Source organism: Gordonibacter sp. Marseille-P4307, assembly GCF_900604965.1.
In the GTDB taxonomy this organism is placed as follows: Bacteria; Actinomycetota; Coriobacteriia; order Coriobacteriales; family Eggerthellaceae; genus Berryella.
The window spans coordinates 1,379,461-1,405,750 of sequence record NZ_UWPD01000001.1 but is presented as its reverse complement, the minus strand read 5'-3'; the positions used below and the strand labels follow the sequence as shown (position 1 = coordinate 1,405,750).

23 protein-coding genes are annotated in these 26,290 nt (G+C 58.3%); 13 read left to right on the top strand and 10 right to left on the bottom strand.

The annotated features are described in order from the left end of the window. Positions 1-326: 326 nt before the first annotated feature. The gene (locus tag EIH26_RS08535) at positions 327-785 is read right to left on the bottom strand and encodes a hypothetical protein (protein ID WP_241152792.1); all 459 of its coding nucleotides are present in this window, start codon (positions 783-785) and stop codon (positions 327-329) included. 18 nt (positions 786-803) lie between these two features. Further along, the gene (locus EIH26_RS08530) at positions 804-1,304 is read right to left on the bottom strand and encodes a hypothetical protein (RefSeq protein WP_241152791.1); all 501 of its coding nucleotides are present in this window, start codon (positions 1,302-1,304) and stop codon (positions 804-806) included. A 930-nt stretch (positions 1,305-2,234) separates the two neighbouring features. Between EIH26_RS08530 and EIH26_RS06405 the strand changes: the two genes are divergently transcribed. Then, a complete protein-coding gene (locus tag EIH26_RS06405; RefSeq protein WP_206424690.1) occupies positions 2,235-3,488 on the top strand; it encodes an HNH endonuclease family protein in 1,254 nt (417 codons plus the stop codon). A gap of 850 nt (positions 3,489-4,338) precedes the next feature. Here EIH26_RS06405 and EIH26_RS06395 read toward each other — a convergent pair. Beyond that, a complete protein-coding gene (locus tag EIH26_RS06395) occupies positions 4,339-5,043 on the bottom strand; it encodes a hypothetical protein (RefSeq protein WP_124061389.1) in 705 nt (234 codons plus the stop codon). A 99-nt stretch (positions 5,044-5,142) separates the two neighbouring features. Continuing rightward, positions 5,143-8,178 (bottom strand): DUF3320 domain-containing protein, encoded by a 3,036-nt coding sequence (locus EIH26_RS06390; RefSeq protein ID WP_124061388.1) that lies wholly within the window; start codon positions 8,176-8,178, stop codon positions 5,143-5,145. Between the two features lie 153 nt (positions 8,179-8,331). On the opposite strand from EIH26_RS06390, the gene EIH26_RS06385 reads away from it, so the two are divergent. The 3 genes from EIH26_RS06385 (at position 8,332) to EIH26_RS06375 (ending at position 11,890) form a co-directional block, all read left to right on the top strand. After that, positions 8,332-9,705, top strand: a complete 1,374-nt coding sequence (locus tag EIH26_RS06385; RefSeq protein WP_124061387.1) for a CpXC domain-containing protein — start codon at positions 8,332-8,334, stop codon at positions 9,703-9,705. A 17-nt stretch (positions 9,706-9,722) separates the two neighbouring features. Next, a complete protein-coding gene (locus EIH26_RS06380; RefSeq protein WP_124061386.1) occupies positions 9,723-10,994 on the top strand; it encodes a zinc-ribbon domain-containing protein in 1,272 nt (423 codons plus the stop codon). Between the two features lie 722 nt (positions 10,995-11,716). Continuing rightward, the gene (locus tag EIH26_RS06375) at positions 11,717-11,890 is read left to right on the top strand and encodes a twin-arginine translocation signal domain-containing protein (RefSeq protein ID WP_124061385.1); all 174 of its coding nucleotides are present in this window, start codon (positions 11,717-11,719) and stop codon (positions 11,888-11,890) included. Positions 11,891-12,201: 311 nt separating this feature from the next. Here EIH26_RS06375 and EIH26_RS06370 read toward each other — a convergent pair whose 3' ends face one another. Next, positions 12,202-13,500 carry a type II toxin-antitoxin system HipA family toxin gene (locus EIH26_RS06370; RefSeq protein WP_124061384.1) on the bottom strand — a complete coding sequence of 433 codons (1,299 nt, stop codon included), beginning with the start codon at positions 13,498-13,500 and terminating at the stop codon, positions 12,202-12,204. Continuing rightward, positions 13,497-13,808 carry a helix-turn-helix domain-containing protein gene (locus tag EIH26_RS06365; RefSeq protein ID WP_124061383.1) on the bottom strand — a complete coding sequence of 104 codons (312 nt, stop codon included), beginning with the start codon at positions 13,806-13,808 and terminating at the stop codon, positions 13,497-13,499. Before EIH26_RS06365 ends, EIH26_RS06370 begins: the two co-directional genes overlap by 4 nt. A gap of 142 nt (positions 13,809-13,950) precedes the next feature. On the opposite strand from EIH26_RS06365, the gene EIH26_RS06360 reads away from it, so the two are divergent. Continuing rightward, a complete protein-coding gene (locus tag EIH26_RS06360) occupies positions 13,951-14,247 on the top strand; it encodes a hypothetical protein (protein WP_241152790.1) in 297 nt (98 codons plus the stop codon). A gap of 922 nt (positions 14,248-15,169) precedes the next feature. Here the strand turns inward: EIH26_RS06360 and EIH26_RS06355 are convergent. Next, positions 15,170-15,751 carry a hypothetical protein gene (locus EIH26_RS06355; RefSeq protein WP_124061382.1) on the bottom strand — a complete coding sequence of 194 codons (582 nt, stop codon included), beginning with the start codon at positions 15,749-15,751 and terminating at the stop codon, positions 15,170-15,172. Positions 15,752-16,043: 292 nt separating this feature from the next. Here EIH26_RS06355 and EIH26_RS06345 point away from each other — a divergent pair, with 292 nt between their 5' ends. After that, positions 16,044-18,818, top strand: a complete 2,775-nt coding sequence (locus EIH26_RS06345; protein WP_124061381.1) for a DUF5979 domain-containing protein — start codon at positions 16,044-16,046, stop codon at positions 18,816-18,818. A 189-nt stretch (positions 18,819-19,007) separates the two neighbouring features. Here the strand turns inward: EIH26_RS06345 and EIH26_RS06340 are convergent, their stop codons facing one another. Next, on the bottom strand, positions 19,008-20,321 hold the full coding sequence (locus EIH26_RS06340; protein ID WP_164470998.1) for an IS3 family transposase: 1,314 nt from the start codon (positions 20,319-20,321) through the stop codon (positions 19,008-19,010). A gap of 97 nt (positions 20,322-20,418) precedes the next feature. Here EIH26_RS06340 and EIH26_RS06335 point away from each other — a divergent pair, with 97 nt between their 5' ends. The 3 genes from EIH26_RS06335 to EIH26_RS06325 are packed head-to-tail and all read left to right on the top strand — an operon-like array spanning position 20,419 to position 21,913. After that, a complete protein-coding gene (locus EIH26_RS06335) occupies positions 20,419-21,042 on the top strand; it encodes a DUF4417 domain-containing protein (protein WP_124061379.1) in 624 nt (207 codons plus the stop codon). Then, entirely contained in the window at positions 21,042-21,494 is a 453-nt protein-coding gene (locus EIH26_RS08525) for an HNH/ENDO VII family nuclease (RefSeq protein WP_124061378.1), read from the top strand. The genes EIH26_RS06335 and EIH26_RS08525 overlap by 1 nt, the downstream gene beginning before the upstream one ends. Continuing rightward, complete coding sequence (locus EIH26_RS06325; protein ID WP_124061377.1) at positions 21,491-21,913, top strand: SMI1/KNR4 family protein; 423 nt, start codon at positions 21,491-21,493, stop codon at positions 21,911-21,913. Before EIH26_RS08525 ends, EIH26_RS06325 begins: the two co-directional genes overlap by 4 nt. Before the next feature lie 449 nt (positions 21,914-22,362). Here EIH26_RS06325 and EIH26_RS06320 read toward each other — a convergent pair whose 3' ends face one another. Next, a complete protein-coding gene (locus tag EIH26_RS06320) occupies positions 22,363-23,559 on the bottom strand; it encodes a hypothetical protein (RefSeq protein WP_124061376.1) in 1,197 nt (398 codons plus the stop codon). Positions 23,560-23,772: 213 nt separating this feature from the next. Between EIH26_RS06320 and EIH26_RS08605 the strand changes: the two genes are divergently transcribed. Next, on the top strand, positions 23,773-23,907 hold the full coding sequence (locus EIH26_RS08605; RefSeq protein ID WP_255409486.1) for a hypothetical protein: 135 nt from the start codon (positions 23,773-23,775) through the stop codon (positions 23,905-23,907). Positions 23,908-24,123: 216 nt separating this feature from the next. Beyond that, positions 24,124-24,318: a hypothetical protein gene (locus EIH26_RS06315; protein WP_124061375.1), complete on the top strand. Its 195-nt coding sequence runs from the start codon at positions 24,124-24,126 to the stop codon at positions 24,316-24,318. A gap of 43 nt (positions 24,319-24,361) precedes the next feature. On the opposite strand, the gene EIH26_RS06310 is transcribed toward EIH26_RS06315, so the two are convergent. Beyond that, positions 24,362-24,547 (bottom strand): ICEBs1 excisionase, encoded by a 186-nt coding sequence (locus tag EIH26_RS06310; protein ID WP_124061374.1) that lies wholly within the window; start codon positions 24,545-24,547, stop codon positions 24,362-24,364. Between the two features lie 22 nt (positions 24,548-24,569). Here EIH26_RS06310 and EIH26_RS06305 point away from each other — a divergent pair, with 22 nt between their 5' ends. Both EIH26_RS06305 and EIH26_RS06300 read left to right on the top strand, forming a co-directional pair. After that, positions 24,570-24,806, top strand: a complete 237-nt coding sequence (locus EIH26_RS06305; RefSeq protein WP_206424689.1) for a hypothetical protein — start codon at positions 24,570-24,572, stop codon at positions 24,804-24,806. A gap of 423 nt (positions 24,807-25,229) precedes the next feature. Then, positions 25,230-26,204 (top strand): arsenic resistance protein, encoded by a 975-nt coding sequence (locus EIH26_RS06300; protein WP_206424688.1) that lies wholly within the window; start codon positions 25,230-25,232, stop codon positions 26,202-26,204. The last annotated feature ends 86 nt before the right edge of the window (positions 26,205-26,290 follow it).

Below are 26,290 nucleotides of genomic sequence, written 5' to 3'. Positions count from 1 at the left end.
GGTGCCTTGCCATTCGCCCCCGGCAGGAACCCTCCGGGACAATATGCGTGGATGCTCGTTGGAACGGGGCCCGCTTCAGCCGGCTCGGCCACAGCCGTGTTCGCTCCCCCTACCAAGAGGCACAATGCGGTTACAAGAGCCAAAAGACCGCACCAAATGCCAGAACGCCTAACTGTTTCCATAAAAACCGCCTTTCAAAAGGATAGTCCTTGGCGCATATTTTAGCTATATCAGCTCCTGCTGGGTTTACCCAATCAGATCGCATCGAAAATCGTGGTGTAACAACTTTTCGACGCGATCCTTTGGTTCTAAAGATATAGGAAGCCTTACGCTGTTCCCAAGATGAAACGAGGGGACGCATGGTCACATGCGCCCCCTCGGATAGACAAACTCTCGGTTATATGACCATCGAGCTCGTAGGGCGCTTCGGGCGCATCGCCAGAGTCGCCCCCTCCTGCGAACAGCTCCTTATAGCGCTGCACGAGGACGAGATAGGTTCGCTCGTCGATGATGGGCTGAACGAAGAAGGACTTGCCGCTCAGCTCGCCTTCTTCCGGCTCCTCCTCAAACTCATAAATGTCCTGCTCCCATGTGAAGCCCTGCACCTTCGCGGCTTCGAGGAACTCGTTGAGCTCGACGAACTCCTTGGCGAACTTGCGCCTGGCCTCTTGCGATGCGGGAAGTTTCGAGAGGTCGCCAACGCCAGCGGCCTCGAACGCCATGAGTATCTTCTGCAGCCGTGCATCCATAAGAGCTATATTGTCCGGGAGCTTCTGGACGAACATGTCGAGCGGGCGATCTCCCTAATACAGCTTCACTGCCGCTTCGATATAGCCCTTCATGGTGTAGGGACGACGGTAATAGCGGATCGTGCCGAAGGGCTTGTCGGGGCCGAACAAGCGGTTCGTGCGGCTGAACGCCTGGATGATGCTCTCGTAGTCGATGATCTTGTCGAGGTAGAGAGCGTTGAGCCATTTGGAGTCGAAGCCCGTGAGCATCTGGTCCACCACAATGGGCAAGTCGATGCGGGAGTCGCGGTTGGAGTCGACGTTGATGTAGGGCTTTTTGTGGGACAGGCGCGCTGAGATGTTCTTCTTCATGGCGGGCCACGTGGGGATAGTGAACTCCTGGCCGTATGCCTTGTTGTAGTCTTCTACGGGCTCGACCAGAACATCTTCTTTCACCGTGGAGCCAGCGTTGTTATCGATGCTCGGGTCGAAAAGGGCGGTCACCTTCATCTGCGGGGCGCGTTCCTTGAAGGCTCGGTAGTAGTCGATCGCCTCTGGGATGGAGCTCGTCGCCAAGATTACATGGAACTTGTTGCCGTGGGAGAGCACCGGGAAACGGCGCAGGATGTCCTCTACGACCTTTCCGTGGTGCGGGGTGCCGGGCCAGTATTAATTTTTGATAGCACGGTCGCTCTCGAAGCATTCCGTTCCCCTGAAGTTCTTGTCGCAATTTCCTCGGATCAAATGAACGTGCCTGGAGAGGATATGCTATGGCCTTTTCGAGCTTCGTTTTTGGAGCGGTGAAATCACCCAGGATGTAGAGCGCGTCGCGCTGGCCGACGACGGCGTTGACGTTGTCGATGAGGCGCTGATCCATCTGCCCGACAGATTCGAAGGGCCTGTTGCAACAAAATGTTTGGAGGCTGCTGGCGGGGTCATCCAATCAGAGCGTCAATCATCAATGCTCAAAAGATAGATTTGTCCCATGGGCCTTCATGCCCGATGGCTAGAGCTTGATTTTCCACGTATTGCCGCAATCGTGACAAACGAATGTGGTCTTCCCCTTATTCCCGATGATTGCTCCTCCGACGGCGCCGACTGGGCCCAGCAGAATTCCTCCAGCGATGCCCTTTCCAAGAGACAACGGTTTCTTGCTGGAAGAAACCGCTTCGAAATTCGTGCTTCGGCACTCGGGGCACTGAATCTTCCTGCTCATGGCTATTTACCTTTCTCCCTGCAGATGCGTCTCTGCTCATCGGCCGTCACCAGTATAAGATATTTGATGGCTGTGGCATAGGATTGGTCGTGGAGCGTATGCAAGAATTAGGGCACGGATGTTCGATCCCCGACACTGCAGAAACAGACTTGAACCGTTACTTCGAGATCATGAACACTCGCGGCGAGCAGCTTGAGCAGCATGACGTACTTAAAGCCTCTCTCATGAGCTCCATCAGCGGAAACGAGAGAAAAGCCGCGTTCGCAAGAATATGGGAAGCATGCAGCGACATGAGCGGCTACGTCCAGATGCACTTCGATGTCGAAACCAGGAAGAGGCTCTTCGGCGGCGAATGGCGATCAATGCCATCCGTCGTCAATCTGGAAAAGGGAAAGGCGACATCAAAAGACGCCCCGTCCCTCGAACAGATTCTTGCACCTGTCTTTACATGCGACATCTCAGACGGTCAGACCGATAAATACGACAGGGTGCGCTTCAAGAGCATCATCGAATTCCCGTATTTCCTCCTCCATGTCCTGAAAGTGTTCGTTCAGGTCGAAAAGGTGCAGTTCGACGAGGGCTTCGAGCTCCGCAGTTCGATTGACGACAAACATCTGACCGACGAGTTCAAGAAGGTCATGGAGCGCGGCCGCATCGACGGCGCAGTCATCGGAGAAAACCCCGAACGCTTCTCGGAGGATTTCGCATCGTGCCTGCTTAAATGCCGATATCTGTTCGACAAGTACATCGTTAAGCGCGAGTATGCGAACGAGGCCAGCGATGGCGAGTGGAGCCTGAAGGAGCTGAGGGTCAGCGGGCGGGGAGGGGACAAGAAGGCTTACTACCGAAATACCAGAATCGCAGTCAAGCGCGAACGGGATACGACGTCGGATGCCAGGAACAAGAAAAACTTGATGCTCCAATCAGCGCTCAGGGTCTCTTACACATCCCCGAAGGACATGCACTGGATCACCTATCTGCTTGCCTGGCTGTATGAAGGTGAGAATCAGCAGCGGCTCGACAAGTACTGCGAAGTGACCAAGGGCTTCGTCAGAAGTGCGATTAGCCGCGGCTACCTCAACGTTGAGGATCGCGACCACATGGGCGTGAACACTCCACGTGTCGTATTCAACTATCTTGATTACCTCCTGTGGGAGCGCAATGACAGAGTTCCTTTCACCTTCGAGTTCCGCAACTCTGTCGAGCATTGGTACCCGCAAAACCCCTCCGAGAACACATTCGAGAAATGGAAGCAGGACGACCTCGATTCGTTCGGCAACCTCTGCATCGTCACGCGAAACGTTAACTCGAGGTTCTCCAACATGGCTCCGATGGCGAAGCGGACGACCTTCGAGGCTATGATTGCGAAAGGCAGCCTCAAGCTAAGGGAGATGAGCAAGCTGACAACGGGGAATTCCGAGTGGCTTGCCATCAGTCAACGGCACGGCGCAGACATGCTGAAACTGCTCAAGGAAGATTGCGCGAAGCAGCAGCTTCCGAACAAAATCGCAGGTCATACCAACTGGGACAAATTGTCTCAGTAGTCCGACGATCCCTCGCATCACCCGAAGATGCGGGAAAGCCGGCACGCGTCAGTGCGCGGCTGGGCATCCGAAGATACATCAATCACCCCACAGCAAAGCCGCCCAGGGCGGATGCCCTGGGCGGCCAGCCGGCCACGACCGGTGGGGTCGCTAGTCGGTCGAGTCGGTGAAGTCGGCGCCGAGACAGTTGATGTGGTGCCTCAGGAGGGCGCGATCCTCGCTCAGCACCAGCATCGAGATGATGTCGAAGCGGACACTCAAGGAATAAATCCGAATCAAAATCGTAGGTGAAATGACATAAAAGAAGCTCCGAAAACGGCGATTTTCGGAGCTTCGTCTCATTATCTATTCTTTAATTTGTCAGGTGGCTTGGCGCTTCGTGCAACGTTTTGCAACACTCTGCGTCACCATGAATAGAATCTGGTGGCTTGCCGTCTGAACTAGGATTTTATTCCCACTCAATGACCAGCTGCACCGCCGTGCGTCCGCCTGGTTGCACATGGTGCTCCACAGTCCACCCAGTTGCGCCAAGTGGCGAATCAATCCCGAATCACGCCATGATTCGGAGCGCGGGGAATAGTTGACATTTGAATCACGTTTCGTTGGAACTGCAACGAAAAACGCGCAATCATTCCCCGTTTTGCCTGCGGGAATAGTTGCAGGTGGCTTTGCTGGTCACCCCGATTGTCGAATCACGCCACCGCGGGTCAATGCCTTCAAATAGCGGCAGTCATCCCCGGGTTTTTACACGTCCGGGATGGTCTATGCGTGCTGGAAACTCGAGTGATTCAGAGAAGCTGACTTGCTCCGAATCAGCAAATGTCTTCATGCTACGAGCGGCTCACAACATCTATTCGGAATCGTCGTCGAATGCCCTCGGCACGCCCAGCTTTGCGCCGACGCCCTCGACGAGGTATCGGAGGTCCTCGAAGCCCGCGGGGTACTGGCCGTCTCCATCGAGGAGGAAGCGCCTCTTGTACCCCTCGCGCTCGATAGCGAGGTGCCACTTCTCCTGGTCGGTGATGAGGTAGCCGCGGTCCATCTGGTATTGCGGCCTGCGCCAACCGAGTACCCCGATCCGCTGGAGCGCTGTGTCGAAAGACTCGGCCTCGTCTCTGTCCATGGTGCCGGAGACGGGCGAGGGCTCGCCTACGAGCTCCACCCTCACATCGTAGCCGCCGTCCTCGCGCCTCTGGAACGCGTAGTCGCGCACCATGCTGCCAACCATGCACACCCAGCCGAGCTCCAGGCGCCGTATGCTCCCGCGGACGTGCGGCGGGACCACCGAGCTGCTGGTGTCGCGGATCGCCTTCACGGTGAACTCCAGGTTGTAGGGCAGGCCTTCGAACATATTCTCATGAGAGGACATGTCGAGGCGGTAGCCCCGTCTGGCGCATTCCTTTCGCAGGGCGTCGTCCAGCCCGAACATGTCAACGCTCTCGTCGTCGCATCCGCATTGCTTGGCGACCCTGGCGGTGGTCGTCTGAGTGCCGATGCCCATCTCCTCGATTCTGGTGGCCATCGAGCTCAAAAGTTCTTCTTCATAAGGCTTCAAAATTGTCCTCCTGTGGTTCTTTTCCCGTTTCACGTCTGGCGGGCTGTCGTCGGCGCTGGCCATATGAGGGCCATCCCCGACCCGTCGACAGGCAGGTGCCTATCCGACCGTGCGGGTCGTCGCGTACCTGATAAGGCGCCGCGCCTCCGTGAGCGGGTGCTCCGGGAAGAGCGCGTCGAACTCCGGCTGCTCCGACTTGTTTGCGAGGAGGCCCTTGCCCCAGCCGGCATCGTAGGGGTCTCGCACCCACCCGTCGGGCGCGTTGCCGCCGGCCTGCGCGAGCATCGAGTAGACCGTTGAGTCCCGGACGCCGGTCGTGCCCGACTCGTCGAAGAAGCCCCGTATTCGGACCGGACGCTTCGAGCTCCTCATATCGAGCACGAGCGCGTACGGCATTACGGACGGTTCCTTCGCGGTCTTGACGATGCTGTACACGAACCGACTGCCGCTGCTGCCGCCGGACCTGACCTCCACGATGCCCTGGTCGTCGCCGAGCGAGCATCGTATGCCGGACACCACCTCGTCCGTATCGTCGCAGGGCATCTGAGGGCCGCCATCGATGGGATATGCGAGTACGACGGCCTGCGAAGACGCGTTCCTCATGGCGAACGCGCGGGTGCCTTCGGGGTCGTCCGGCATCGCTTCGACCTCCCGATACGTGGCGGGCATCGTCACGACGGCGCCGTTCGCGAGCTCGTAGCCGGTGGCATCCGGCTCTACGTAGTCCGCGATGCCCGGGTCCACATCGACCGGAACGGCAGACCCCTCCTCGTCCTCTGCCTCGTAGTGGTCGAGCGCGAGCCCGAAGTCCTCCTCCAGGTCCTTGAGGACCGAGTCGAGCGTGGCCCCTCCGCACGAGACGGCGAAGTTCCTCGCGGGAGTCTCCGGGCCGATGGTGTCCCACACGGTCACGGGTCTGGCGTCGGGGATTCCGGCCATACCGAACACGTGCGCGGCGCCTTCCTCTCCGAGCCCCGTGAGGGCGACCACTTTGTACTGGTCGAGGAAGACCTCGGCCTGGGCCTCGGTGGAGAAGAACCCGAAGGATACGAGGCCCGTGTTGAGCAGGAGGTCGCGGTTGCGGAACAGCAGCGCGAACGCCTCCTCGCAGGTAAGCCTGCCCGTATGGTAGACCTTAAGATGCAGAGGGTCGCCCTCGGCCTTGCGGAGCCCGTCCTCCTCGTCGGCGGTGCAGGGGACTTCAAGGAAGAAGCCGCACGGCCGCCCTTCGAGGGCGACGATGAAGGAGACGAGCACGATGAGCAGCTTCTCGTAGGAGACGCTGCCGATGAACGCCTTGCCGTCGCGGTAGTAGCCCTCGGTCACGCGTGCGGGGTCGCCCGACTCGACCCCCGCGGCGAACCGGAAACCCTCGCCCGGGGCTGCGGAGACGGAACCGTCATCGCCCTGCGCGAGCAGCCCGTCTGCGACGCAGCGCTCGATCGCCTTGGAGATTACGTCTTTTATGCGGGAGGCAACCCGCGTGTAGCCGAACGTGCCAGCCACCTGCGAGACGGCGTCACCTGGTTGGAGCGCGAAGCCGTACGGGAGGTCGTGGAGGATGGCGTTTCTTAGCTCCTCGAAGGCGATGCAGCCGACCTGGCGCTCGGGGTTCGCCCTGAATGAAGTGTACGATTCGGGGTCCTGGCCGGCCTGCCAGACGAACTCGTGCCCGTCCCATTCCGTGGTCCCGTGGGGCAGGCGGGAGAGGACCTCCTCGTTCTTCGCGAGCACGTTCCTTCCGCTCCTGCCTATGCCGAAGCTCGCCCTCACGAGGTTGAAGAGCCAGGTCTTTTCGATGGGCGCCTCCGAATCGACAATCGCTCGCATCCTGTCGGCGATTTTCTCGTCGCAACGCCCGCTTGCGTACTCCTCGGCGGAGACGCTAACCGCCTTGGGCTTGCAGGTCACGTAGGGCTCCTCATGAGGCCTATCGTTCACGGCAACGTCCCTCGAACCCGCCGCCGGCTCGCCGGCGACCCTGCCCGCATCCGCGACGCAGACGATGCCGCCATCCTTGCCCGTGCCGAAGCCGAGCTCGATGCAGTCGCCCTCGTGGACGCCATAGTCGCCGTAGGGCTCGTTGAGGAGCCTGCCCACCACCGATCCCTCCTCACTTATGCCGAGCGTTCTCATCCAGACGAGCTCCATGCCCTCGATGCCCTGCTTCAGCAGGTAGGCCTGGATGTCGTCGGGGTACTCGAGACTGCGCAGCGGATCGATGTCCGCCGAGCGCCTGACGTCGCGCAGGGACTCGTCGTCCGGCCCGTAGATCTCTTCGATCTGCCCAATGAGGTCCGAGAACTCGGAGAGCGACGAGTCGACGACCTGTGCCGCGAGCCTTTCCCCGGTGCCCCCGGAGCGGATGATGAGCCTGTGCTCGTCCAGGTCGCGTCTCCGCTCGATCTTCGAGCCGACCCTGCGGGCGGAGCAGAGGACCTGCATGCTGAGACCCGCCTGCTGGTCGATGTAGCCGTACGCGAGCACATCAGGGAAGTCGGCGGACCCCATCCCGGAGTCCTCTTCGAACAGGCTCAGGGCGCCCTCCACGTAGAGCACGCTGCCGTCGACCTCGCGGAACCCCATCTCGGAGAGGGGCTTCAGCCTCTCCTGGAGCGGCGTCTCGACGGGGTGGGGCTCCCCACCCTCGTCGAACCCGACCGCCTGCAGGGTAGGGCACTCAGCTCCCTGGGCAGGCTCACCCGAAAGGGCGTCCTCGAAAGCGCTCCGGCATGCGTCTACTGCGTCGCGCTCGGAGCTGAACTCGACCTCGCCGAACAGCCGCCATTGCTCGTCGCCGGGCAGGTGCAGGAGAGCGATCTGCGTTCTCCCATCGTGCTCGCAGATGTCGAGCACCTTGAAGCGCGCCCCGCCTGGTATCACGCGCGAGCCGTCCTCCTCGGCCGCCGAGTTCGTGGCGACTGCGAACCGGAACCGCCCTGCGGGCGCGTCGTTCGACCGGGTGACGCGCAGCGACTCCGGCTCCCTGACCAGCATGCCCAGCGCGTAGCGCGACGCCTGCTCCGGCGTGAGGTCGGCGTCCGCGAAGAGGACCTCGCCGCCGGCGAAGGTGTCGATTGCGAGCCTCTGCAGGTAGAACGTCGGGGCGTTCGCGAATTCTCCGTTGTCGGCCATGCCGTGCCCCTTCCCTCGAGCATGATAGAGATGACTTGGTAGACATTTTACGCCGGTACGGGCGAGCGGGAGCGACGAGGCTCCAGAGCCCGGAAGCCGGGGGCGATCGGCAGACTATAATTGCACGTAGATGCACCAGGAGAGGAGCGCAGCATGACGACGTCCGAGACCTTCGCGATGGAGACCGGGCCCTACATCCCTCCCGAGCACGAGAAGTACTGCCTGCTGCCCGGCCTCAGGGAGAGCGGCGGTGAGGTGTTCTCGTACCCCGCCGAGCTCGACGCGATCGACGAGATAATCTCCGAGCGCGAGGACGGCTCCGACGCGGAGAGGCGGAGAAGCCGCCTCATCCCCTACAACATGCAAAGCTATGCGGAGTACTTCTCGCTGCTCGCCGAATACGAGGAGAAGTACCGGGAGGAGGACCCAGACCTGTCCGAGTCCATCGCCTGGCTCGCCAGGGCCGTAAAGCGCATGAACGTGAAGGAGGACTGGTCGGTCGTCCGCTACATCGGCGACGAGTACGACGGGGACGGCGCGCCGGGGCTGGGGCTCACGAAGGGCAGGTGCTACTACTGGCCGTGCTCGAGAGAGAAGCCGGTGTACGAGGGCGTCATCGACGACGAGGAGTTCACTTCTTACCTCTACCCGTGCGACCCCGGAAGCTGGGAGGTCGTCTGCGACCCCACTGGGATGGCCGCCCGGGCGCTCGCCGGCGACGCGGACACGATCGACCGATGGTACCCGCAGATGGCCCAGCAGCCCGGGACGTTCGACAACGCGATGATGGAGATCGGAGTTCCGGCGAAGCGCATGAGGGAGACCCTCGCCTTCGAGGCGGACCTCGACGAGGGGTGGAGCGGCTCGGAGTCGGACCCGGTGAAGTTCCCGTGCCCCGGGTGCGGCGCAACCGTGGAACACGACGCCTGGACGCTCGTGAACGCGCGGAGGAGCCCCGAGCTCGCCGATCGGCTGCTCGCGGGGACGCTCTTCGAGTTCAGCTGCCCAGAGTGCGGGTACTCCGCGAGCCTGACGTCGCCCTGCCTCTACCTGGACCCGGAGCACGACGCCTGCGTCTACCTCGTCGTGGACGAGGGCATGGCGCGGAGGGCCGCGGAGATGTTCGAAGGGCTCGACGGCGAGGACAGCGCCATCGGGCGCAGCGAGAAGCGCATAGTCTTCGACCGGCGGGATTTGCGGGGCGTCGCCGTCGCGCTCGCCAACGGCCTCGACGACCGCGTGGTCGAGATCCTGAAGATGGCGGTCGCGGGCTCGGCCAGGCAGCAGGGCAGCGTGGCTCCCGACGGGGAATGCGAGGCCGACCTCGTCGGAACGGAGGACGGCGACCTGCTGTTCGAGGTGGAAGCTGACGGCGCGGGCCTCACCGCAGTGCTCCCGCGCGGGGCGTACGACCTCTACGCAGACGCGCTCGCGAGGTCGTCCATGGCAGGCGACCGGCCCCTCGTCGTCGGCCGCGCCTGGGCCGAGAGAGCGGTCGACGCGTTCTCCGAAGAGGGGATCCTGTAGGCAAGAAAGGCGCACATATGAAACTCAGCGATGACAAGCTCGACGAAATCCTCCTGCAGGGAGGCCTGAAACTGTCCCAGCCGCACGACCCGAAGGGGAAGTACCGCAAGGACGCTTATCTGTTCACGACGTGCCGGACCTGCGGCACGCAAGCGCATTACAGGCTGAAGTACATCCTCGACAAAAACGCCGTAGGAGAGCCGATCTGCAGGGCCTGCTACTGGCTCTCGTGGTACGGGCAGTCGCATGCCCTGTACGACCAGTCGGTCAGGAAGATCCTGGCGGAAGGCGTCCCCAGGTCTGAGCTTATCCGGCAGGGCGTGATCACCCAAAAGCACGACGCGACGTGGGCGCAGGCCGAATCCCTCGCTCAGGAGAACGGCTGCGACCTCGTGGACCTCATCCACGGCGCGAGGGCGGGAGACGACGTCATGGTCGTGAAGTGCCAGGCGTGCGGGCGACAGACCGCGGAGCGCCCCTGCGACGTCAAGTTCGGCTGCACGTGCGGCGGCAAGAAAACCGGCGGGGTCGTGTATGGAAAGGAAGCAGTGACGCCCACGACCGCACGCGAGGACAGGAAGACGGCGCCTAGGACGCCGGGCGCGGCAAGCGTCAACGCGTGGGTGGAGCGTCACGTCGAGAATCCATCGAAATACGGGTTCTCGGACCTCAGAGGGAAGTCGGCTGCGGACTTCCCCGAGCTAGTGGAGGCCTGGGAGGACGAATCCAAACCCGAAGAAGTCCCGGCTGACAGCTACATGAGGATGCACCTTCACTGCCCGAACGGACACCTTCCCTACCAGACCCCGGGGAGCTACCTCATCGACGGCTGCATGGTCTGCCGCGCACAGCACACGAAGAGCTTGTCGACGCAATCCTGTTTGCGGGAGACCAACCCCGAGCTCGCCGAGGAGTGGCTCGAAGCAGTCGACGGCCCGAAGTACACGCCCGAGACGGTGAAGAGCGGCAGCAAGCGGAAAGTCCGGTGGCGCTGCATAGCGTGCGGGCACGAATGGGTGGACACCGTCCGGAACAGGGAATTGAGGATGAACAACCGTTGCCCCTCGTGCGGGAAGGTCATGGGGTCGTTCGCCTGGCAGTACCCCGAGCTCGCCGAGGAGTGGAGTCCCGAGAACCCGGTGAGCCCCTGGAACACCAAGCCCCACGGGCAGCTAGACTTCATTCCCAAGTGGGTCTGCCGCAACAACCCGGAGCACGTCTGGACGGCGACCACTGCGACGAGGATCAAGGGCGGCAAGCCGTGCCCCTGGTGCTCAAAGAAACACTAATGGTAAAAGCACCGCTGGGACAAATTGTCCCAGCGGTGCTTCATTCTGTAGGCTGGGGTTGAGCTTGGCATCAAAACCTGCCAGTCAGTCTACGCAAGAGCTATAAATCACCTTCCCGCGTGACGCGAATTGTCATGGTGTTCTCCGGATGGGCCAGCCAGCGGACCTCGCAGAATTCTCTTGCATGACGTTCGTGGCGGCAGGACGAGGCGCATCCATACCTTTTGATATCGATTGCTATCCATTTTTTCTTCCTCAGAGCTACGATAGTGCCGGATGGTTGCACCCTCTCGATAGCGACGGAAGATTGCACGAGCCTGTTCGGCTCGTCGAGATGCAGAAATCTACGTTTACAAGCATCATCTGCGGCAAGGACGACCTTGACACCGTTTGTACGCCGGGAGACAGTAAACTTGCCTGAGAACGAGCATCACCTCTTCAACTTGGCTGTCGATCGAGCTCCAAACAGAAATGGACATAGAAAAGCCGTGGAAAGCGTGCTATCCGTACGAGGTTTCATTTGCCAACCAGGCAGTGTCGCAATTGCTTTTCCAAATAGAAGTGAGTGCATGCAAGTCGATCTTGCAGGGCCCTATTGCGTCCTTTCGCACATTATCCATTCTCCTTTGTTCACTCGCTGGAAGTGTAGCCGTTAAAGCAATTCCGGCTTCATCTGCTCAGATAGTCATTAGCTAGTGTTTTGCGAAAGGAGCCTGCCAATCATGAGCGTGAATATTAATATCACTCGTCGCGGCTTTGTCGAGACCGCGACAACATCGGTGGCTGCAGCAACGCTGGGCACTCCCATGCTCCATGCATTCGCCGAAACCTCGCAATCTAATCCGAGAAAAGGGCGCAACGAAGACCCGGGCTTTGTTTCTATGAACTGGGATTAGGCGTGTGGAGTTATTGCTGACAAGCTCCTGGCTCTTCGTAAGACGGGGGAGACCCATAAGTTTCTTTTTCTCAAAGGAAGGTCAACGGCAAACTCTGACGTTATCTATAAAGCCCTACCTGAGATTTACGGTAGTCGCAATCATTTTGGGCACTCGACCATTTGCGCTGAGGCGGAGAAATCGAGTAACCGACCTCCATCCCCGGCCCCCGCTGGAGGGCCGGGAGCCCCTCGGGGTCATCCCGAGGGGCTCTTTCCGTGCTTACTGGCCGTTCCCCATGATTCGCTAGTTGGCCGCGAGCGGCATGGGGCTTAGCTCCCCAGTCCTTTCAGCGACCTTGCGCACAGCTGCGCGATTGGTTTCTCCATGCGCCCCCTGAGCTCCCTGGCTGCGTCGGCCGACCCCGTTTTTTCCAAAGCGTCGAACTCCTGGGCCAGCTTGCCGGGGATCTCTCTAGCGTAGAGTGCCAGCAAGTCGCGGCAGCCCTCGACGGTTATGCCGAATCGTTCGAGGCTGCACTGCTCGACCAGCTTGGCGAGGTCGTTTGCCGAAACGTGGCCTGCGCGGTTCTCGCCGCCGATGGACATGGCGAGCTTGGGCGGCTTGACCTTCATCTTCGCCACCTCGACGTAGGGGGCGATGGATGCCGCGTCGTACATGGGCGCCAGCCTGTGTGACCCGTCGGCGGCGAGCATGATGGAGTAGTTCTTGGCGTGCGCGTCCGTCGCCGCGAGCAGGTAGTTGAGGAAGAGCATCTGCAGGAAACCCGCGGCGTTTGCCTGGGCAGTGGGCCCGGTCGAGGTGAGAAGCCCCAGCAGTTCGGCGCAGTTCGGCCCACCGTACATGGTGTACTTGTTGTCGGGAAGGCATCCCAGGGCCTGGCAGAGATCCTCCTGATGGAGCCTCGTCACGTTGTTCCCCTCGACCAAACGGTCGTAGCGCTCGATGACGATGGCGGGCTCCACGCCGCTCTCGCCCTCGAATTCCAGGTACTCGACGCTTGCCGCAGGCACGTCTAGGCTTGTCGCGAGCCGCATGCAGACGTACTCGTTGAGCGCCTGATGGGCCAGTCCGCGCACGCCGCTCTTCAGGATGTGGGTGGTTGCCGCAGAGCCCTCGCAGGAGTACCACCTGCCATCCATGCGCCGTAAGGCGAACTTGCTCTGCTGGCCGCCGAGGCTCCAATGCTCGTTGTCGGCAATCCAGCCGGTGCCATCCTGGCGACCTATGGCCAGCCTCCGGGCAATTTCGGCGTCGCTCACGGCAACAAGGCGCTCATCGCGGTAGGCGTCGGAACCTTGGGGGACGAACTGCACCGCGCCGGGGCAGTCCAGGCCGATGACGCCGAGGAGCGCGAAGGGGTTGTTGGGAGAGATGCCGGCGTCGGCGGCGACATGCCTTCTCACAGCCGGGTCCTCTGGCAAAAGCCCCCAGAGGTAGGGCAGCACGACCTTGTCCCGGTAGGGCCTGGTGGAAAGCGGCATGGACGACGACAGCGGAACGCCGCGGTAGCCTCTCTCGTAGGCGAAGGAAAGCGAGCCGGCCCCGTCCTGGGAAAGGGTTCCTGCGAGCTTGCCGGCGATGAGCACGTCGAGGACGCCGGCCGTCATCGCGCACCTCCCGTCAGGATGGAGAGAGCGCCTGCGGAGGCGTTATCGCGAGCCGCCAGCTCTCCGATGCCCAACTGCTCAGCTTGCGGCTCATCTGAGGGGTTCCCGACGGTCAGCTCCAACCCCAGCCCCAGGGCCCCGAGCACGGCGGTGAGCTTGTCCAGTTGCACGCCGGGGTTTTGTCCCAGCTCCAGCGACCAAAGGCAGCGCTTCGACACGCCCGCGGCCTCTGCCAGCTGGGCCTGGGTCATCCCCAATTCAGCGCGCCTGTCCTTTATGGCGTAGCCTATCTCCAGCGCGTCGACCATGGATATCTCCCATCCCAGGTGAATAATTCTTTCGCATCATTTTGCGATTATGATAGTTCGCAATATTATGCGTGTCAATATTCTCGCAACATTATTCGTTTTCACATTCCGGCCGAAACGCCCTGGTTTGCCGAAGGAGCCTATGGTTACCGAGATTGCGCGATGCCTCGAGGTAAACCTTTCATCTCTCAAGTCTGATTGGGGAAACGACGCGAACGATGCGATACATATGCTGCTCGATCAGGAGGAAGCGTTTTGCCTAGAGCCTATCAAGGTTGGGGACACTGTTGTCTTGGCTCTTCCGGAAGACATGGATAACGAGGACCGGGAAGCACTGGCAGGGGCGCTCCATCATTGGTACAGGAACAATAGAGATCCGAAGGATGACGAGCTCACGCGTGACGAGTACGTTGCCTGGAAGGACTCCTTCAAGGCCTAGACTCCCTAAATAGAACCGAAAATAGCCTTGTCAGAGGCTGTTTTTATGCCATGGCCCGTTCGTGACCCAAACTTCAAAATAAATGCCCTCAATATTTGATACGAAATCGTATTAGTTTCAGAGTTGCAGGTGGCTATCGGGTTGCAACTATTCAGGCAACGGTGCATTTGCAGGTAATGATACATATCCGTATCAATGTTACTCTTTGCTGTGCTTGCTCGATTCGGCAAAAATTACAGGTGAAATCGAGTATTTCGACTTGTTAGCCACCTGCAAGCTAACTTCAAAATGACTAAGTTTACGTTGGTCATCCTTTTATTTCTTCGTATGACTCACTTCGTGTTTGAATACAAAACCACCCCTTGAACAGGTTATTATCGAGGAGTGTTTAGGTCATATATCGATACGCTAGTGTATCAACTTTTATTCCCACTCAATCGTTGCATAGGCCGTTTGCATGTAGTCATGCATGGCATCTGACCTGCATTTATATTTATTCTTCCATCGCGAAAACCGTGTAGTCACCGTGTAGTCAGGGGTGACTACACGGAATGTAGTCACTTCGGGAGAGTATTTTCGAGCGATACGAGAATAGAGCCTTTGAGCTGCGGAAACGGCATTTGGTTGCGTGCAACTGACTACATGCCCGATGCCAGCGGAAATGGAGCCCGGGGCGCTCCAATACGAGAGTATAGATTTCCCATAGGAGAATAATGCTTCTGAGCTGAGAAAATGCGATTCGTCGGAGACGAAGCTGACCACATCGCAAGAGTCACCGGTACAAATGCGTGGACCGAGTTATATTCTTCAGCCACATTCTTCTCCCTGTTGTATTGCGGTATCGCGAAAGCGTTAAAGTGCTTGGACATGAGTTGGAGACGCCTCCACTGGGGCAGCGTGAACCAGCGGAGGCGTTCGGGGACTACAGCGGTTGGATTTCTGTACGGAACTTGAAATGGGTCGTCGGATCCTCTTCGAGGTCGTCCTCCCAATTGACCGATTCGTCGTAGAGGAGTTCATCGATGCTTTTTCCCCGCTTGATGACGATCATCTCGGAGAACCAGACCTCCTTGTCGAGCATTATGAAGCCGGATTCCGCGCGAAGGGCGATCGCCTGTGGGTATTCCAATTTCGCGACGAGCGTCCCATCGCCGTAGACCTCCGCGATATCGTTGATGACGGAGACTCCGTTGACCACCTCGTTGATTTTGAAAACGGTGGTGTCGGTTCCCACCTCGGGGATATCGAGGGTGTCCTTCGTTGCCTTGGCGATGGACAGCAGTCCGAACTCCTCCAGCGAGCCGAGCTCGTCGACGACGATTTCGTGAAGTCGGTTGTTGACGTCGACGTCGAAGCCAGCGAAGTGCAGCCTCACTGTGTTCCAACTGTTGTCGGGAGGGGCGGCCAAGACCGCATCAATGGTGAGCAGCCGAGAACCCTTCATCTGTTTCAGCAGTGACTCCTCCGTGCGGTTGAATCTCTTGCTTGTATGCTCCACGTCCATCACTTTCCCTTCTTCTTGACAAAGTGTATCTTCTGCGACTAACAGGGACTTGAAGGGCGATGAGCTAACGAGAGACGAGTATGTTGCCTGGAAGGACTCCTTCAAGGCCTAAATTCCCCAAATAGAACCAAAAAAAAATGGCCTCGTCAGAAAACCGTTTGTATGCCTGAATGTGATATATTGGCAACCGTCGAAAATGAAGCTCCACCATCCTTGCAGAACAGCTGGATATACGAGCAGTGATAGAAAACCCGCTCTCAACCAAATCCCGATTAAAGTGAAGGATTTTTCCATGAGAATTGCCCACCGCACATTAACCACGCTTCTCGTTGCGGCACTCGTTTCATCGATTTCCTTTGGTGGTGCGACAAGCGCGTATGCCAACCAGGCGACGTCCCCGACCGAAGATGCCGGTATCGAAAGCGTTGTAGTCGAAAGCGATCCTGCCCTGCCCTTCACCGAAACGGACCAGGCGGAAACCATGCCCCCGTCAGCCCCTTCCGAACCTGAAGCATCTGAAGAAGAAACTGATGTCGATGACATCGCTCCATCTTCGAGCACGCCGATTGGCGCAGATTATTCCGCAACCGATTCGAACAGCGATTCGATTCAACCCAAGGAAATAGAAAGATCGGTGGGGAGCTCCGTCATGTCACTCCCCCTCAAATTGGAAGCAAGCGATTCGCAGGTGATTTATCTTAACGGCGAAAGCGGAGACGATGCGAAAGACGGTGCCAGCACCGAAAGCGCGGTCAAGAGCTTCGACAGGGCGAAAGAACTGGCGAAGGCGAACCAAGGCATTACGAAAATTTTGGTAGTAGGCACCACCAACGTGTCGGGCGAGATTTCCCTGTCGGGGACCAATGCCATCCTCATGCGCGAGCGCACTTTCAAAAGCGCCTTGCTGAAAGTCATCAAGGGAGCCGAAGCAACGCTCGCAAACATCACCATCGACGGAAACGGTGATGACGTCATCGCCGAACAGGCGCTGATGTACGTAGAAGGCGGAACGCTGAAAATAGCATCTGGCGCCCTGCTGCAAAACAACAAGATTGAAGGAGCGGGCGATGACATGCCCGAAGGCGGTGCGGTTCATGCCGTAAACGCAACCGTAATCATGCAGGATGGATCAATCACTCGAAATCAAGCGACCAAGGGTGGGGGAATCTACCTTAAAAATTCCGATCTCATCTTATCCGGAGGTTCCATTTCCGAAAACATAGGAACCCATCCCGAGAAAAACGCATTCGGTGGCGGGGTTCATGCCGACGGTGGAAGCGTGACGATCACCGGAGGAATTATTTCTGACAATACGGCGGAAATAGGTTCGGGATTGTTCGCCACGAACACGCGCACGAGTATGTCCGGAGGCGTGATTTCCGGCAATACCAGCGGCGAATACAACGGCAAAGGCGGTGGTGCTTACATTGCAGATTCCGACTTCACTCTCACGGGTGGATTGATAACCCAGAATGCAGCCAATGGGTTTGGCGGCGGAATTTACTACACCACAAGCAAAGCCGCAAACACGAACTTCAAAATGAGCGGTGGGTCGATAACCCAGAACAAGGCTTCAAAATCAGGAGGTGGCATTTCCTTTTTGGGAAAAGCCAACGCCCTGATCACCGCCGGACTGTTCGCCGAAAACGAAGCAACCGGCTTTTGGGGTGGAGGAGCCATCTACAACGACACGAACTCGAAGCTCACCCTTCACAACGCTTTGATAACCAACAATCAAATAGACGAACCCTTCCTGGTGGGTGCAGGAAACAAGCCGCCAAGCGAACAAGGCGGGGGCATCTGGAACTGCCCCACAGGCAAGACGACCATGCACATCACCAAGGGCCTTGCCCTCTACGACAACAAGGCCAATGATGCCGGAACCAACAAAGACTATTACGGTGCCGGCGATGACTTTGTGGGAATGTGGAAGTATTCGTTCGGGGAAAAAGAGAAGGACGGTGGCAAACCCGTCGTGATTGACGAACGCATGCTCGGCGGTGGCTACCGACTATGGTATCAAGACGGTTCAAACCAAGGAATACACGTGAACTTCAAGCCAAGCGATGCAAAGTTCCTGCCGCGGTACGACCCCGACAACCCAGGCAGCCGAATCGCCTATGACGTTGAACTGGACACCCAGCTAAACTTCAAGTCGGTCCCCACGCAGGATTCGAAGAACCTAGCCGAACAGTTGGCGACGGTCGTCATCCGCAATAACAAAGCCACCCATGCGGGCATTTCTGGCGGAGGCATTGCCAACAATGGAACGCTCGTCTTCGGCGAAGACGATACTTACCAGCTCAAGATTCATAAAAGCTGGAAGGTCGATGAAAAAACATCCCATCCATCCGAAATCAAGCTCAAGCTATATGTGGGCAACCATTACATCGAAGACGTGGTGCTTACCGAAGAAAATGGATGGGAAGCTATTGTAGATAACTTCCCCAACCCCGAAACCCTAATCGATGTGAAAACGGGCCAACTGCTGCCCGTCCATTTCGAAGAAGTCGATTCTGGAAAATACACCCTCATCGAAGTAAGCAAGACCACCGACCCCGAAACCAAGATCTATGCAATCGAACTTAAGAACGAAATCGTCGGCAGTCTGAACGTATCAAAAATCGTAAAATCAGAAGAACCTGCCAAGCCAAATTCCGCAAACGGCAAATTCACCTTTACGGTGGAGCTTTCTCAACCCCTAACCGGAAAATACGGCGACATGGATTTCGTCGACGGAAAAGCCACGTTCCAACTGGCCGATGGCGAATCAATTCAAGCCGACCTTCTTCCCGAAGGCGTTACCTTCACTGTAAACGAAATCGATGTAGACCCTTCGAAGTTCGAAATGACTTCCGAGGGAAATCTGGGAACCATCGAAGCGAATACCACTTCCCGAGCAATCTTCGTCAACAGGTTAATACCCGAACCCCCCAAACCGGATGTTCCAAACCCGAAGAAACAACCCCAGACTGGAGACGAATCGCCAATGGGAATGTTTGGACTAGCCGCCATCTTGGGGCTTGCGCTCTGCCTTGCAAGCTGGGTTCGCCTACAGCGACAATAAACCAAGCCCTCGTCAATCATCCTCATTCGCCCTGGAAACCCCGCCTTTCCAGGGCGAATCTCTTTAGAAGAACTGCAACTCCAATCCCAATGAGAGCACCCATCGAAACTCGCCCTCGTAGATACCATCAAACACCGCATTCCTGGAAATCGAAGAATGTCCAGAATGCAAGCCGAGTTTGGAAGGGGGTTAGGACGCTTTCTTGGAGACTTTCGTTAGAGTATCACGGTGCTCGGCGATGGTCATCCCTCCCAGTTTTGACGTGATTCTCCCGTTGTTGTAGAAGTCGATGTACGCGTCGATTGCAGATTCCAGGTCGCTGGCCTTCCTCCACTTGATGCCGTAATGCATCTCTGTCTTCATCCTCCCGAAGAAGCCTTCGCACGCCGCATTATCGCCGCTGTTGCCCTTCCTCGACATCGAGCGGGCGATGCCGAGCCCTTCCAGCCGCTCGATCCAGGCTCCGCCCCGATAATGCCCTCCGCGGTCCGTGTGCATCACGAGGGAATCGCGGCCGTCCCCCTGCTTCAAGGAGGCGCGTTTGGCGGCGTCGAGCGTCCCGACCGATCCCTCGAGCGTTTTCGACGCCAGATCCGAATCCGGGTGCCGGGAGGTCGACCACGACGCCACCATGCCGTCGTGGCAGTCAATCATGGGGCTCAGGTAGACCTTCCCGTCGATCGCGGCGAACCCGGTGATGTCGGTGAGCCAGAGCTCGTCGGGCCTCTCGGCGTGGAAGTCGCCTTTGGCCAGGTTGTCGACCGCCGGAGTGATCTCGCCGGCGTAGCTCGGGTACTTCCTTTTCCGCTTGGCGTAGCGAACCTCGACGCGCTCCTCCTTCATGAGCCGGCGCACGACTTTTTCGGATATGAACACGCCTCGTCCGCGCAGGGCCAGCCATATGCGCGGTGACCCGTATGCGTTGCCGCTTCCCGCGGCTATCTCGTGGATGGGCGGGCGCACCTCGGCGTAGGCATCGGGGCGTTTCGCGGCCGCAGCGGCGTAGCAGTGGCTGCTCGGCGGCAACTCCAGGACCTCGAGCAGCAGCGCCAGCGGCAGCTTGCCCTTGAGCTCGTCAGCTATCTTGGCTTTCGACTTGTTCGGCAGTTTTCCCGGGATGCCGCCCGGGGATTTTTTTGCCAGCTCCAGCTCGCGTTCGAGCACGGCCTTCTCCGTCGTCAGCCTGGCGGCCAGCCGCTTGAGCTCGTCCACGCCATCAGGCAGGGCGGCCTCGAGCTGCGCGCGGGTCTTGTAGGCGCCCGCCTCGATCTGCTCCCTCTTGCCCATGAGCCCCACGTCGCCTTCCGTCCTCCATTTGCGGATCCACTCGTGAACGGTAGCGTAGTTGACCACGCCGAGCTGGTCGGCAACACTCCTTATATCTTGCCCGTTTGCGACTTCCTCGACGGCGAGCTTCTTGAGCTCCCAACCGTACCTTTTCGCCGGCTTGCCGGGGCTTTCGGGCTTAGGCTTGGGGCCGGGATTCCTGACCCAGTCGAACAATAGGCAAAACACCAACACCTCCGACCTGCATGGCAACGGGAAACAAAACGGGCGTCGCGCCGGAAAACTCAACTGCGACAACAGGGGATACAAGGACGTGTTCAACTCATACCTTGTATCGCGCGCCTATTACGATGGCGGCCTGGAATTCCCCGTCATTCAACCGACCGATTCCGTTCCAGGCAGGCTAGTCGCGTTTTCGAAGGCCATTTCGTCAAAGGACCACGACCAGTGGGTCCACTTCTTTGAATACGATTACCAGTTCGAACGCGTCTGGCGCAGCCCGAGACGGTACCTTCCAATCCTCAAGCGGTTTCAAGGCGTCATACTCCCCGACTTCAGCCTCTACCGCGACATGCCCCTTTGCATGCAGACCTGGAACATCTACAGGAGCCGCGCCATCGGGACGTGGTTACAGGACAACGGGGTTGATGTGATCGTCAACATGCGTTTCGGAGACGAGAGGACATTTCCCCTCTGCTGCGATGGCGCACCGCACGGATGCGTCATCGCGGTCGGGACTAACGGAGCCATCGACGACGAAGCTGACCGGAGCTTCATGCGAGACGACATCGATTGGATTGTCGGAGAGCTCGCCCCAACGACGATCGTCGTCTACGGCAGCGCCCCAGAGGATATCTTCGGCAGGTATTCCAAAGCCGGGATTCGCATCGTCGCCTTCGGAAGCGATGCATCCATCGCCCACAAGGGCGGTAAATAATGGGCACCGGGGCGAACGGAGGATTCGGCCATACCGTCGGGGCAAGGCGCTCGAATAGTTTCACTCGAACTGAATACACTGGGTCCGTCAAAGTGATGGGAGAAGAGCGCGACGTGAGTCGAAGGGTCTATCAGAGGAACGACATCGATTTCGCGCAGTATAATCCAAAGCATCGAAAGACGAATCTCCAACTAATGGAAGAGGGCAGGCCTCCCATCGGCAACGACGGACGTCCTGTCCAGTTGCACCACGTGATCCAGAAGGAATCGGGACCCGTGGTTGAGATTCGTGAGGTGACTCATCGAGAGTACAAGAAAACGTTGCACGGATTGGTCGGAAACGGAGGAAGCTTCCGCAACGACCCGATTCTCAGCAAGCAGTTCAACAATTTTCGAAGCGCGTACTGGAAATGGCGCGCGGACGAATACAAGAGGAAGGGCGGGAAACGATGAACCAGCAAGTAGAAGCGCTGATCTTGGAGTATGAGCGCGAGGGTGACTTCCTCCGCGCCCCGCTCGACGACGGCGCGTTGAGGAACGCGGAATCGGAACTCGGGGTGAAGCTCCCCGCGCAGTACGTCGACTTCCTCCGCAGGTACGGCCACGGCGGCATAGGCGGCGTGACGGTACTCGGCGTCGGGCTCGACGGGTCGATGGTCTTTGCGGAGGAGACCGAGGAGTACCGTCCCGACGGCCTCCCCGACGGCCTGGTTGCCGTGGAGAACTGCGACGAGTGGTTGTATTGCATCGACTGCTCCAACGGCAAGGTGGTCAGTTGGTCGCCCTACGACGGCGGCGGGGTCGTCGAGGTTTACGAGGACTTTGATTCCTATCTCCTCGACAGGTTCAATGACGCCATCGAGAACATGTAGCGCAAAGACCCGGGAGGCAGAAGGCACGGAAATCAGGGTCTTCCGCCTACCGAGGTTGGGGAGTTCATCGTCGACAAGATCATGCCCTCTTACGGCGGTATGCCGCGGCATTTCCCTTGATTACTCCCGTCTTCCTTGAGATAGCGAGATTCTTTACCCCCCCCCATTAACCACCTGGGGAAACGCCGTGCAAAGACCGTCGAAAAGCCTATTGAGTTTGATTTGAGTTTCACGGACCCCGAAACGGCCCTGTTTCGCCCTCGGGGACAAAAAACGCGCGACCATTCAGTGATGGTTTCAGCCAACAAAGAATGTACCCGGGCGCCCACCTGATTCTTTGTTTGGCGACGATTCTGTCGGGTGGGCGCTTGGGCGGATAGGATGATCATCCATGACGCAAGCGAATCCGATGCCGTTATCGACTCGCTTGGAATCTCTATCAAACCGGTTTATCTATTCATCAAGAACGTGTTGATCCACTGCACATCGGCGATGTCGCACAGCAAAACATTACCCGCTTGCTGCAGCTGGAGAGCTTCCTCTGCCCGATGAAGCTGCATGCTCGAAAGCTTGACGGACTCCCGCGCACTCGATTCGATGTTCATGATGCTACTGCGAATACAATCGAGCTTCATTTCCATGGACATGACGGCTTGGCGAGTTGCAGCGACTTCGTTAGTCAACCGGTCGATCTTGTTTCCCATGGCGTCGAATGCCTGCATGGTCTCCCTGTGGCGCAACTCTTCTTCATAACGGTCGATACAACCGTCCAGGTCGATAGAGGATCGATCGCAGGCTATTCTAATGAACGCCCCTACTGCTTCGAGGCTGCAATAATCGCGCGGATACCAGGGGTCTACGCTGCTCAGATACGTTTCGTATATCCTGTGCATCTCGCCGACCTGCTCGCTCACTATTCGGCGGGTCTCTTGGTTGCTCCGTTCGGCTTTTTCGTTGTGATCCCTATAATCCTTTCTGCGTTTCTCGGTATCGGCGTATCTTTTCCGATACTCAGCCAAGTTTTTTTCGTTGCGCTCCTTCGCCTTTTTAGTTTTAAGGGCAACGTATCTATCGCATTGCTCTTGCAGCAAGTCGTCGTCGATCGAAAGGACGAATCGGGGTTCGGCGGCACCGCTTTGGCCCGTAGATGGTGTGGCGATCGTCCAAGAGTACCGTCCCTCAAGGGGAAGGTTGAAGCGGTTCAATCCAAAAATTCCGGATCTCCGATCGAACGATCTGTTCAACGCATCCAATTGAGCCTTGAATCGCTCGGCTTCTCGTTCGTGGAATCTCATTTTGAAGTAGCCGGAGTGGTTCGATTTGGATAATGCACCGGACCGCTTTTGCTCGAGCTCCTTATAGACGAGGCCCGCAATACAATACTCGAGCTCCTCTCGAGCCATGCTTTCAATCGTGCGTTCTGTTTGGGAGGAGAATGCTAACATGGGTGCAAAGTCGAACACGATACCCGAATCGAACGGTGCTTCCGCAGCGCTCAGGAGACGGGGACGCGTTGGAAGCTCCGGCAGTTTTTCCCAAATAGGGACGTACTTGCACTCTTTAATCTTCCGGATGCACTGCGAGTAGTCCCTCATCAGAGACTGAGCATATTCCAGATTCGCGATGAGGTCGTCGGAGCGGCGCATATCCATCCTTCCCAAGAGGGTAATCTCAGGCCATTATACCTATCTGATGTGGGAATCGCTTCGACCATCATTCGACACGGCACCTATCAGTCCAAGATCGCCTTCAGGTGTTTCTGATGACTCGCACCATGAGAAGCGCGGTAATGGCGAGCCAGTTTGCATCGAGTGGAGTCCCTACGCTTTCATCGGAACAACAGGTCATACGAGCTGCTGATGGGCGTGTGCTGCATGATTATCAGCCGCCAGCTCGCCACGCAGGATTCGGGCGACGTCCACTTCGCCAGCTTTGCGGACAATCAGGAGCTGCGCGCCCTCTATGAAAAGTTCGTGCTCGAGTACTTCCGGTGACACCACCGAAACCTGCACGCGTCCGCCAAGGAAATCCCGAGACAAGCTTCCGACGGCGCCCCCGGGTACCTCCCGAGGCTGCAAACGGACATCACGCTCTCATCGTCAACGAGGACGCTGATCATCGACACGAAATGCTACGGCCGCATCCTGAAGACCAACGCCTTCGGAAACGAGATCCTGTCCTCGGCGCACCTCAACCAAATCGAGTCGTACGTGGCGCATGAGCAGTTCGGCAACTCGAAGGAGGTCGAGGGCATGCTCCTGTACGCGTTGACCGATCGCGATGAAGAGAGAAGCGAGCATTGGCAGGAAATCGGCATGGACCTCTACTGTTACACGCTCGACTTAGGACGTGAGTTCCATGAAACCGAAATACAACTGGACAAGATAGCCGCTCTTCTCGGCTGACTTCATTAGCGCATCGAGCTGAGTCGATTACCCCCGCTCCATGTCAGCAATCATGGCGCGCACCTCCCTTCGGGTTGAAGTAGATCTCCTCGAAGATCTCGTTGCTCACACGGCCGGCAATCACCTTGCAGCCGCGCGTCTCCATCACCTCGTTGAGCTCCCGGATGATTCCGTAGGCCTTCGAGCGGCAGACGCCGAACCTGTCGGCCACCTCCGCCGCCCTGTTCATCTCCTCCGAGGCGCTAAGGGAAGTGCCCCTAGAATCCAGCAGGCAGACTCTGGAACTGCTTTTCAGGCTGAACGAGGAGCTCGGGCTTACGCCGATGGAGTTCGACGGGACGATGGTGCTCGGCTTCGATGCTTCTGCGAAGAAGTCACCCAAGCTCGACATCGCAATCAGGGCGTGGAAGGAAATGCTTGATTCGGTGAAGGCGGGGGAAGTCACCCCAGAGGAGCTCGACGCCTGGAAGGCTGAATTCGGCGCCTGAGCAAGCCACTTGGGGAATAATTGCGAATCAGCCGGAAATCCGCGTTTCTGCGCTCGGGAGTTGTTGCAGGTGGCGTGGCATGCATTGAAACGCTGTGCTTCGCTCTGCGTTGCAGTGACTGGTAGCAGGTGGCTTTGCGATATCGCCTTTCCGTTACTCCCACTCAATCGTTAAAATCTCTCTCCAGTTTGTTCCAGTTTGTCGCAGTTCGCTCCAGTTCGTCCTATTTACGCCCAGTCTCAAAAATTGCCGCGAATCCATGGGGTCAAATCTGGGTCACGGTTTTTCGGGGCGGGGCAGGGCGCTTTCGTGGGTCACGGCGGGTCACGGGCAACGCCAAGACAGCCGTTTGTATTATTACATCGACTGAAGCTGCAAGGCGCGTACGGCATTACGGACGTTGTGGAATAGTTAGGTGAGCACTTGGATCTGATAACGAAGTTGCAATCGCTATTCATCATAGGAGCGGCGCTGGTCGGACTCCTGCTAGGGCAGTCGACGGGCTTAGGAGGCGTGTCCGCCGGCCTCGTCGAGCCTTTCCTAATGGCGCTGCTGTTTTTCGTGTTCCTGTCCGTCGAGGGGCAGAAGCTCAGGGAGGCCTTTAAGAACGTCCGGTTCACCCTGACCGCCACTCTCGTCAACTTCGTCTGGACTCCTGTGTTCGCGTTCTTGCTCGGCCTGCTGTTCTTCGGCGAGAGTGTGGATATGCGCATCGGCCTGCTGATGCTGCTGGTCACGCCCTGTACCGACTGGTACCTCGTGTTCACGTCCCTGGCGAAGGGCAATGTCGCGCTTGGTGCTTCCATCCTGCCCCTGAACCTGCTGCTCCAGATTGTATTGCTGCCGGTCTACCTCATGGTGTTCTTCGGCGGCAGCGCGAGCATCGCTGGGGGGTCGGCGCTGCCCAGCATCGCAATCGTCTTGCTGGTCCCGTTCGCGCTGGCTTTCGTCTGCAAGTTGTTCGAGAGGAGGGGCGTGGGCAGGAGCATCGTGGCGAAGCTGCGCGCTTGGGGCGACAACGCGCAATTGATCGTCCTTTGCCTTGCAGTTGCTTGCATGTTCGCCTCAGAGAGCGAATCCCTGTTCGAGCGCCCCGACATGCTGTTGAAGATGCTCATTCCGCTCGTTTTGTTCTACGTGGTCAACTTCATGCTGGTAAGATGGGTGGGAAGGAGGCTCTGCCTGAGCGGATACGACCTTATCCCGCTCAGCTTCACCACGCTGGCGAGGAACTCGCCTCTAGCGCTCGCTATCGGCATAGCCGCATTTCCGAACAGGCCGTTGATCTCACTCGCCCTGGTCGTCGGATCCCTGATAGAGCTTCCCTCGCTGGCGGTTATCGCCCGCGCGATCCAAAAGCTTGACTTGCCGTCAAAGAAAGGCAAAGCGACGAGCTAGGATTCATGTGGTCGCATCATTCGGGGGGCTTGCCATGCTATACGATTTAACGACAGTGGGATATTGGAGGTTCATCGCGATAGCCA

What these genes read in the sequence shown, in the direction of transcription:
- EIH26_RS08535 (WP_241152792.1), bottom strand. Translation starts at nt 785, where the DNA reads ATGTTCGTCCAGAAGCTCCCGGACAATATAGCTCTTATGGATGCACGG.
- EIH26_RS06405 (WP_206424690.1), top strand. Translation starts at nt 2,235, where the DNA reads ATGAGCGGCTACGTCCAGATGCACTTCGATGTCGAAACCAGGAAGAGG.
- EIH26_RS06390 (WP_124061388.1), bottom strand. Translation starts at nt 8,178, where the DNA reads ATGGCCGACAACGGAGAATTCGCGAACGCCCCGACGTTCTACCTGCAG.
- EIH26_RS06385 (WP_124061387.1), top strand. Translation starts at nt 8,332, where the DNA reads ATGACGACGTCCGAGACCTTCGCGATGGAGACCGGGCCCTACATCCCT.
- EIH26_RS06380 (WP_124061386.1), top strand. Translation starts at nt 9,723, where the DNA reads ATGAAACTCAGCGATGACAAGCTCGACGAAATCCTCCTGCAGGGAGGC.
- EIH26_RS06375 (WP_124061385.1), top strand. Translation starts at nt 11,717, where the DNA reads ATGAGCGTGAATATTAATATCACTCGTCGCGGCTTTGTCGAGACCGCG.
- EIH26_RS06370 (WP_124061384.1), bottom strand. Translation starts at nt 13,500, where the DNA reads ATGACGGCCGGCGTCCTCGACGTGCTCATCGCCGGCAAGCTCGCAGGA.
- EIH26_RS06365 (WP_124061383.1), bottom strand. Translation starts at nt 13,808, where the DNA reads ATGGTCGACGCGCTGGAGATAGGCTACGCCATAAAGGACAGGCGCGCT.
- EIH26_RS06360 (WP_241152790.1), top strand. Translation starts at nt 13,951, where the DNA reads ATGGTTACCGAGATTGCGCGATGCCTCGAGGTAAACCTTTCATCTCTC.
- EIH26_RS06355 (WP_124061382.1), bottom strand. Translation starts at nt 15,751, where the DNA reads ATGGACGTGGAGCATACAAGCAAGAGATTCAACCGCACGGAGGAGTCA.
- EIH26_RS06345 (WP_124061381.1), top strand. Translation starts at nt 16,044, where the DNA reads ATGAGAATTGCCCACCGCACATTAACCACGCTTCTCGTTGCGGCACTC.
- EIH26_RS08525 (WP_124061378.1), top strand. Translation starts at nt 21,042, where the DNA reads ATGGGCACCGGGGCGAACGGAGGATTCGGCCATACCGTCGGGGCAAGG.
- EIH26_RS06325 (WP_124061377.1), top strand. Translation starts at nt 21,491, where the DNA reads ATGAACCAGCAAGTAGAAGCGCTGATCTTGGAGTATGAGCGCGAGGGT.
- EIH26_RS06320 (WP_124061376.1), bottom strand. Translation starts at nt 23,559, where the DNA reads ATGCGCCGCTCCGACGACCTCATCGCGAATCTGGAATATGCTCAGTCT.
- EIH26_RS08605 (WP_255409486.1), top strand. Translation starts at nt 23,773, where the DNA reads ATGGGCGTGTGCTGCATGATTATCAGCCGCCAGCTCGCCACGCAGGAT.
- EIH26_RS06310 (WP_124061374.1), bottom strand. Translation starts at nt 24,547, where the DNA reads ATGAACAGGGCGGCGGAGGTGGCCGACAGGTTCGGCGTCTGCCGCTCG.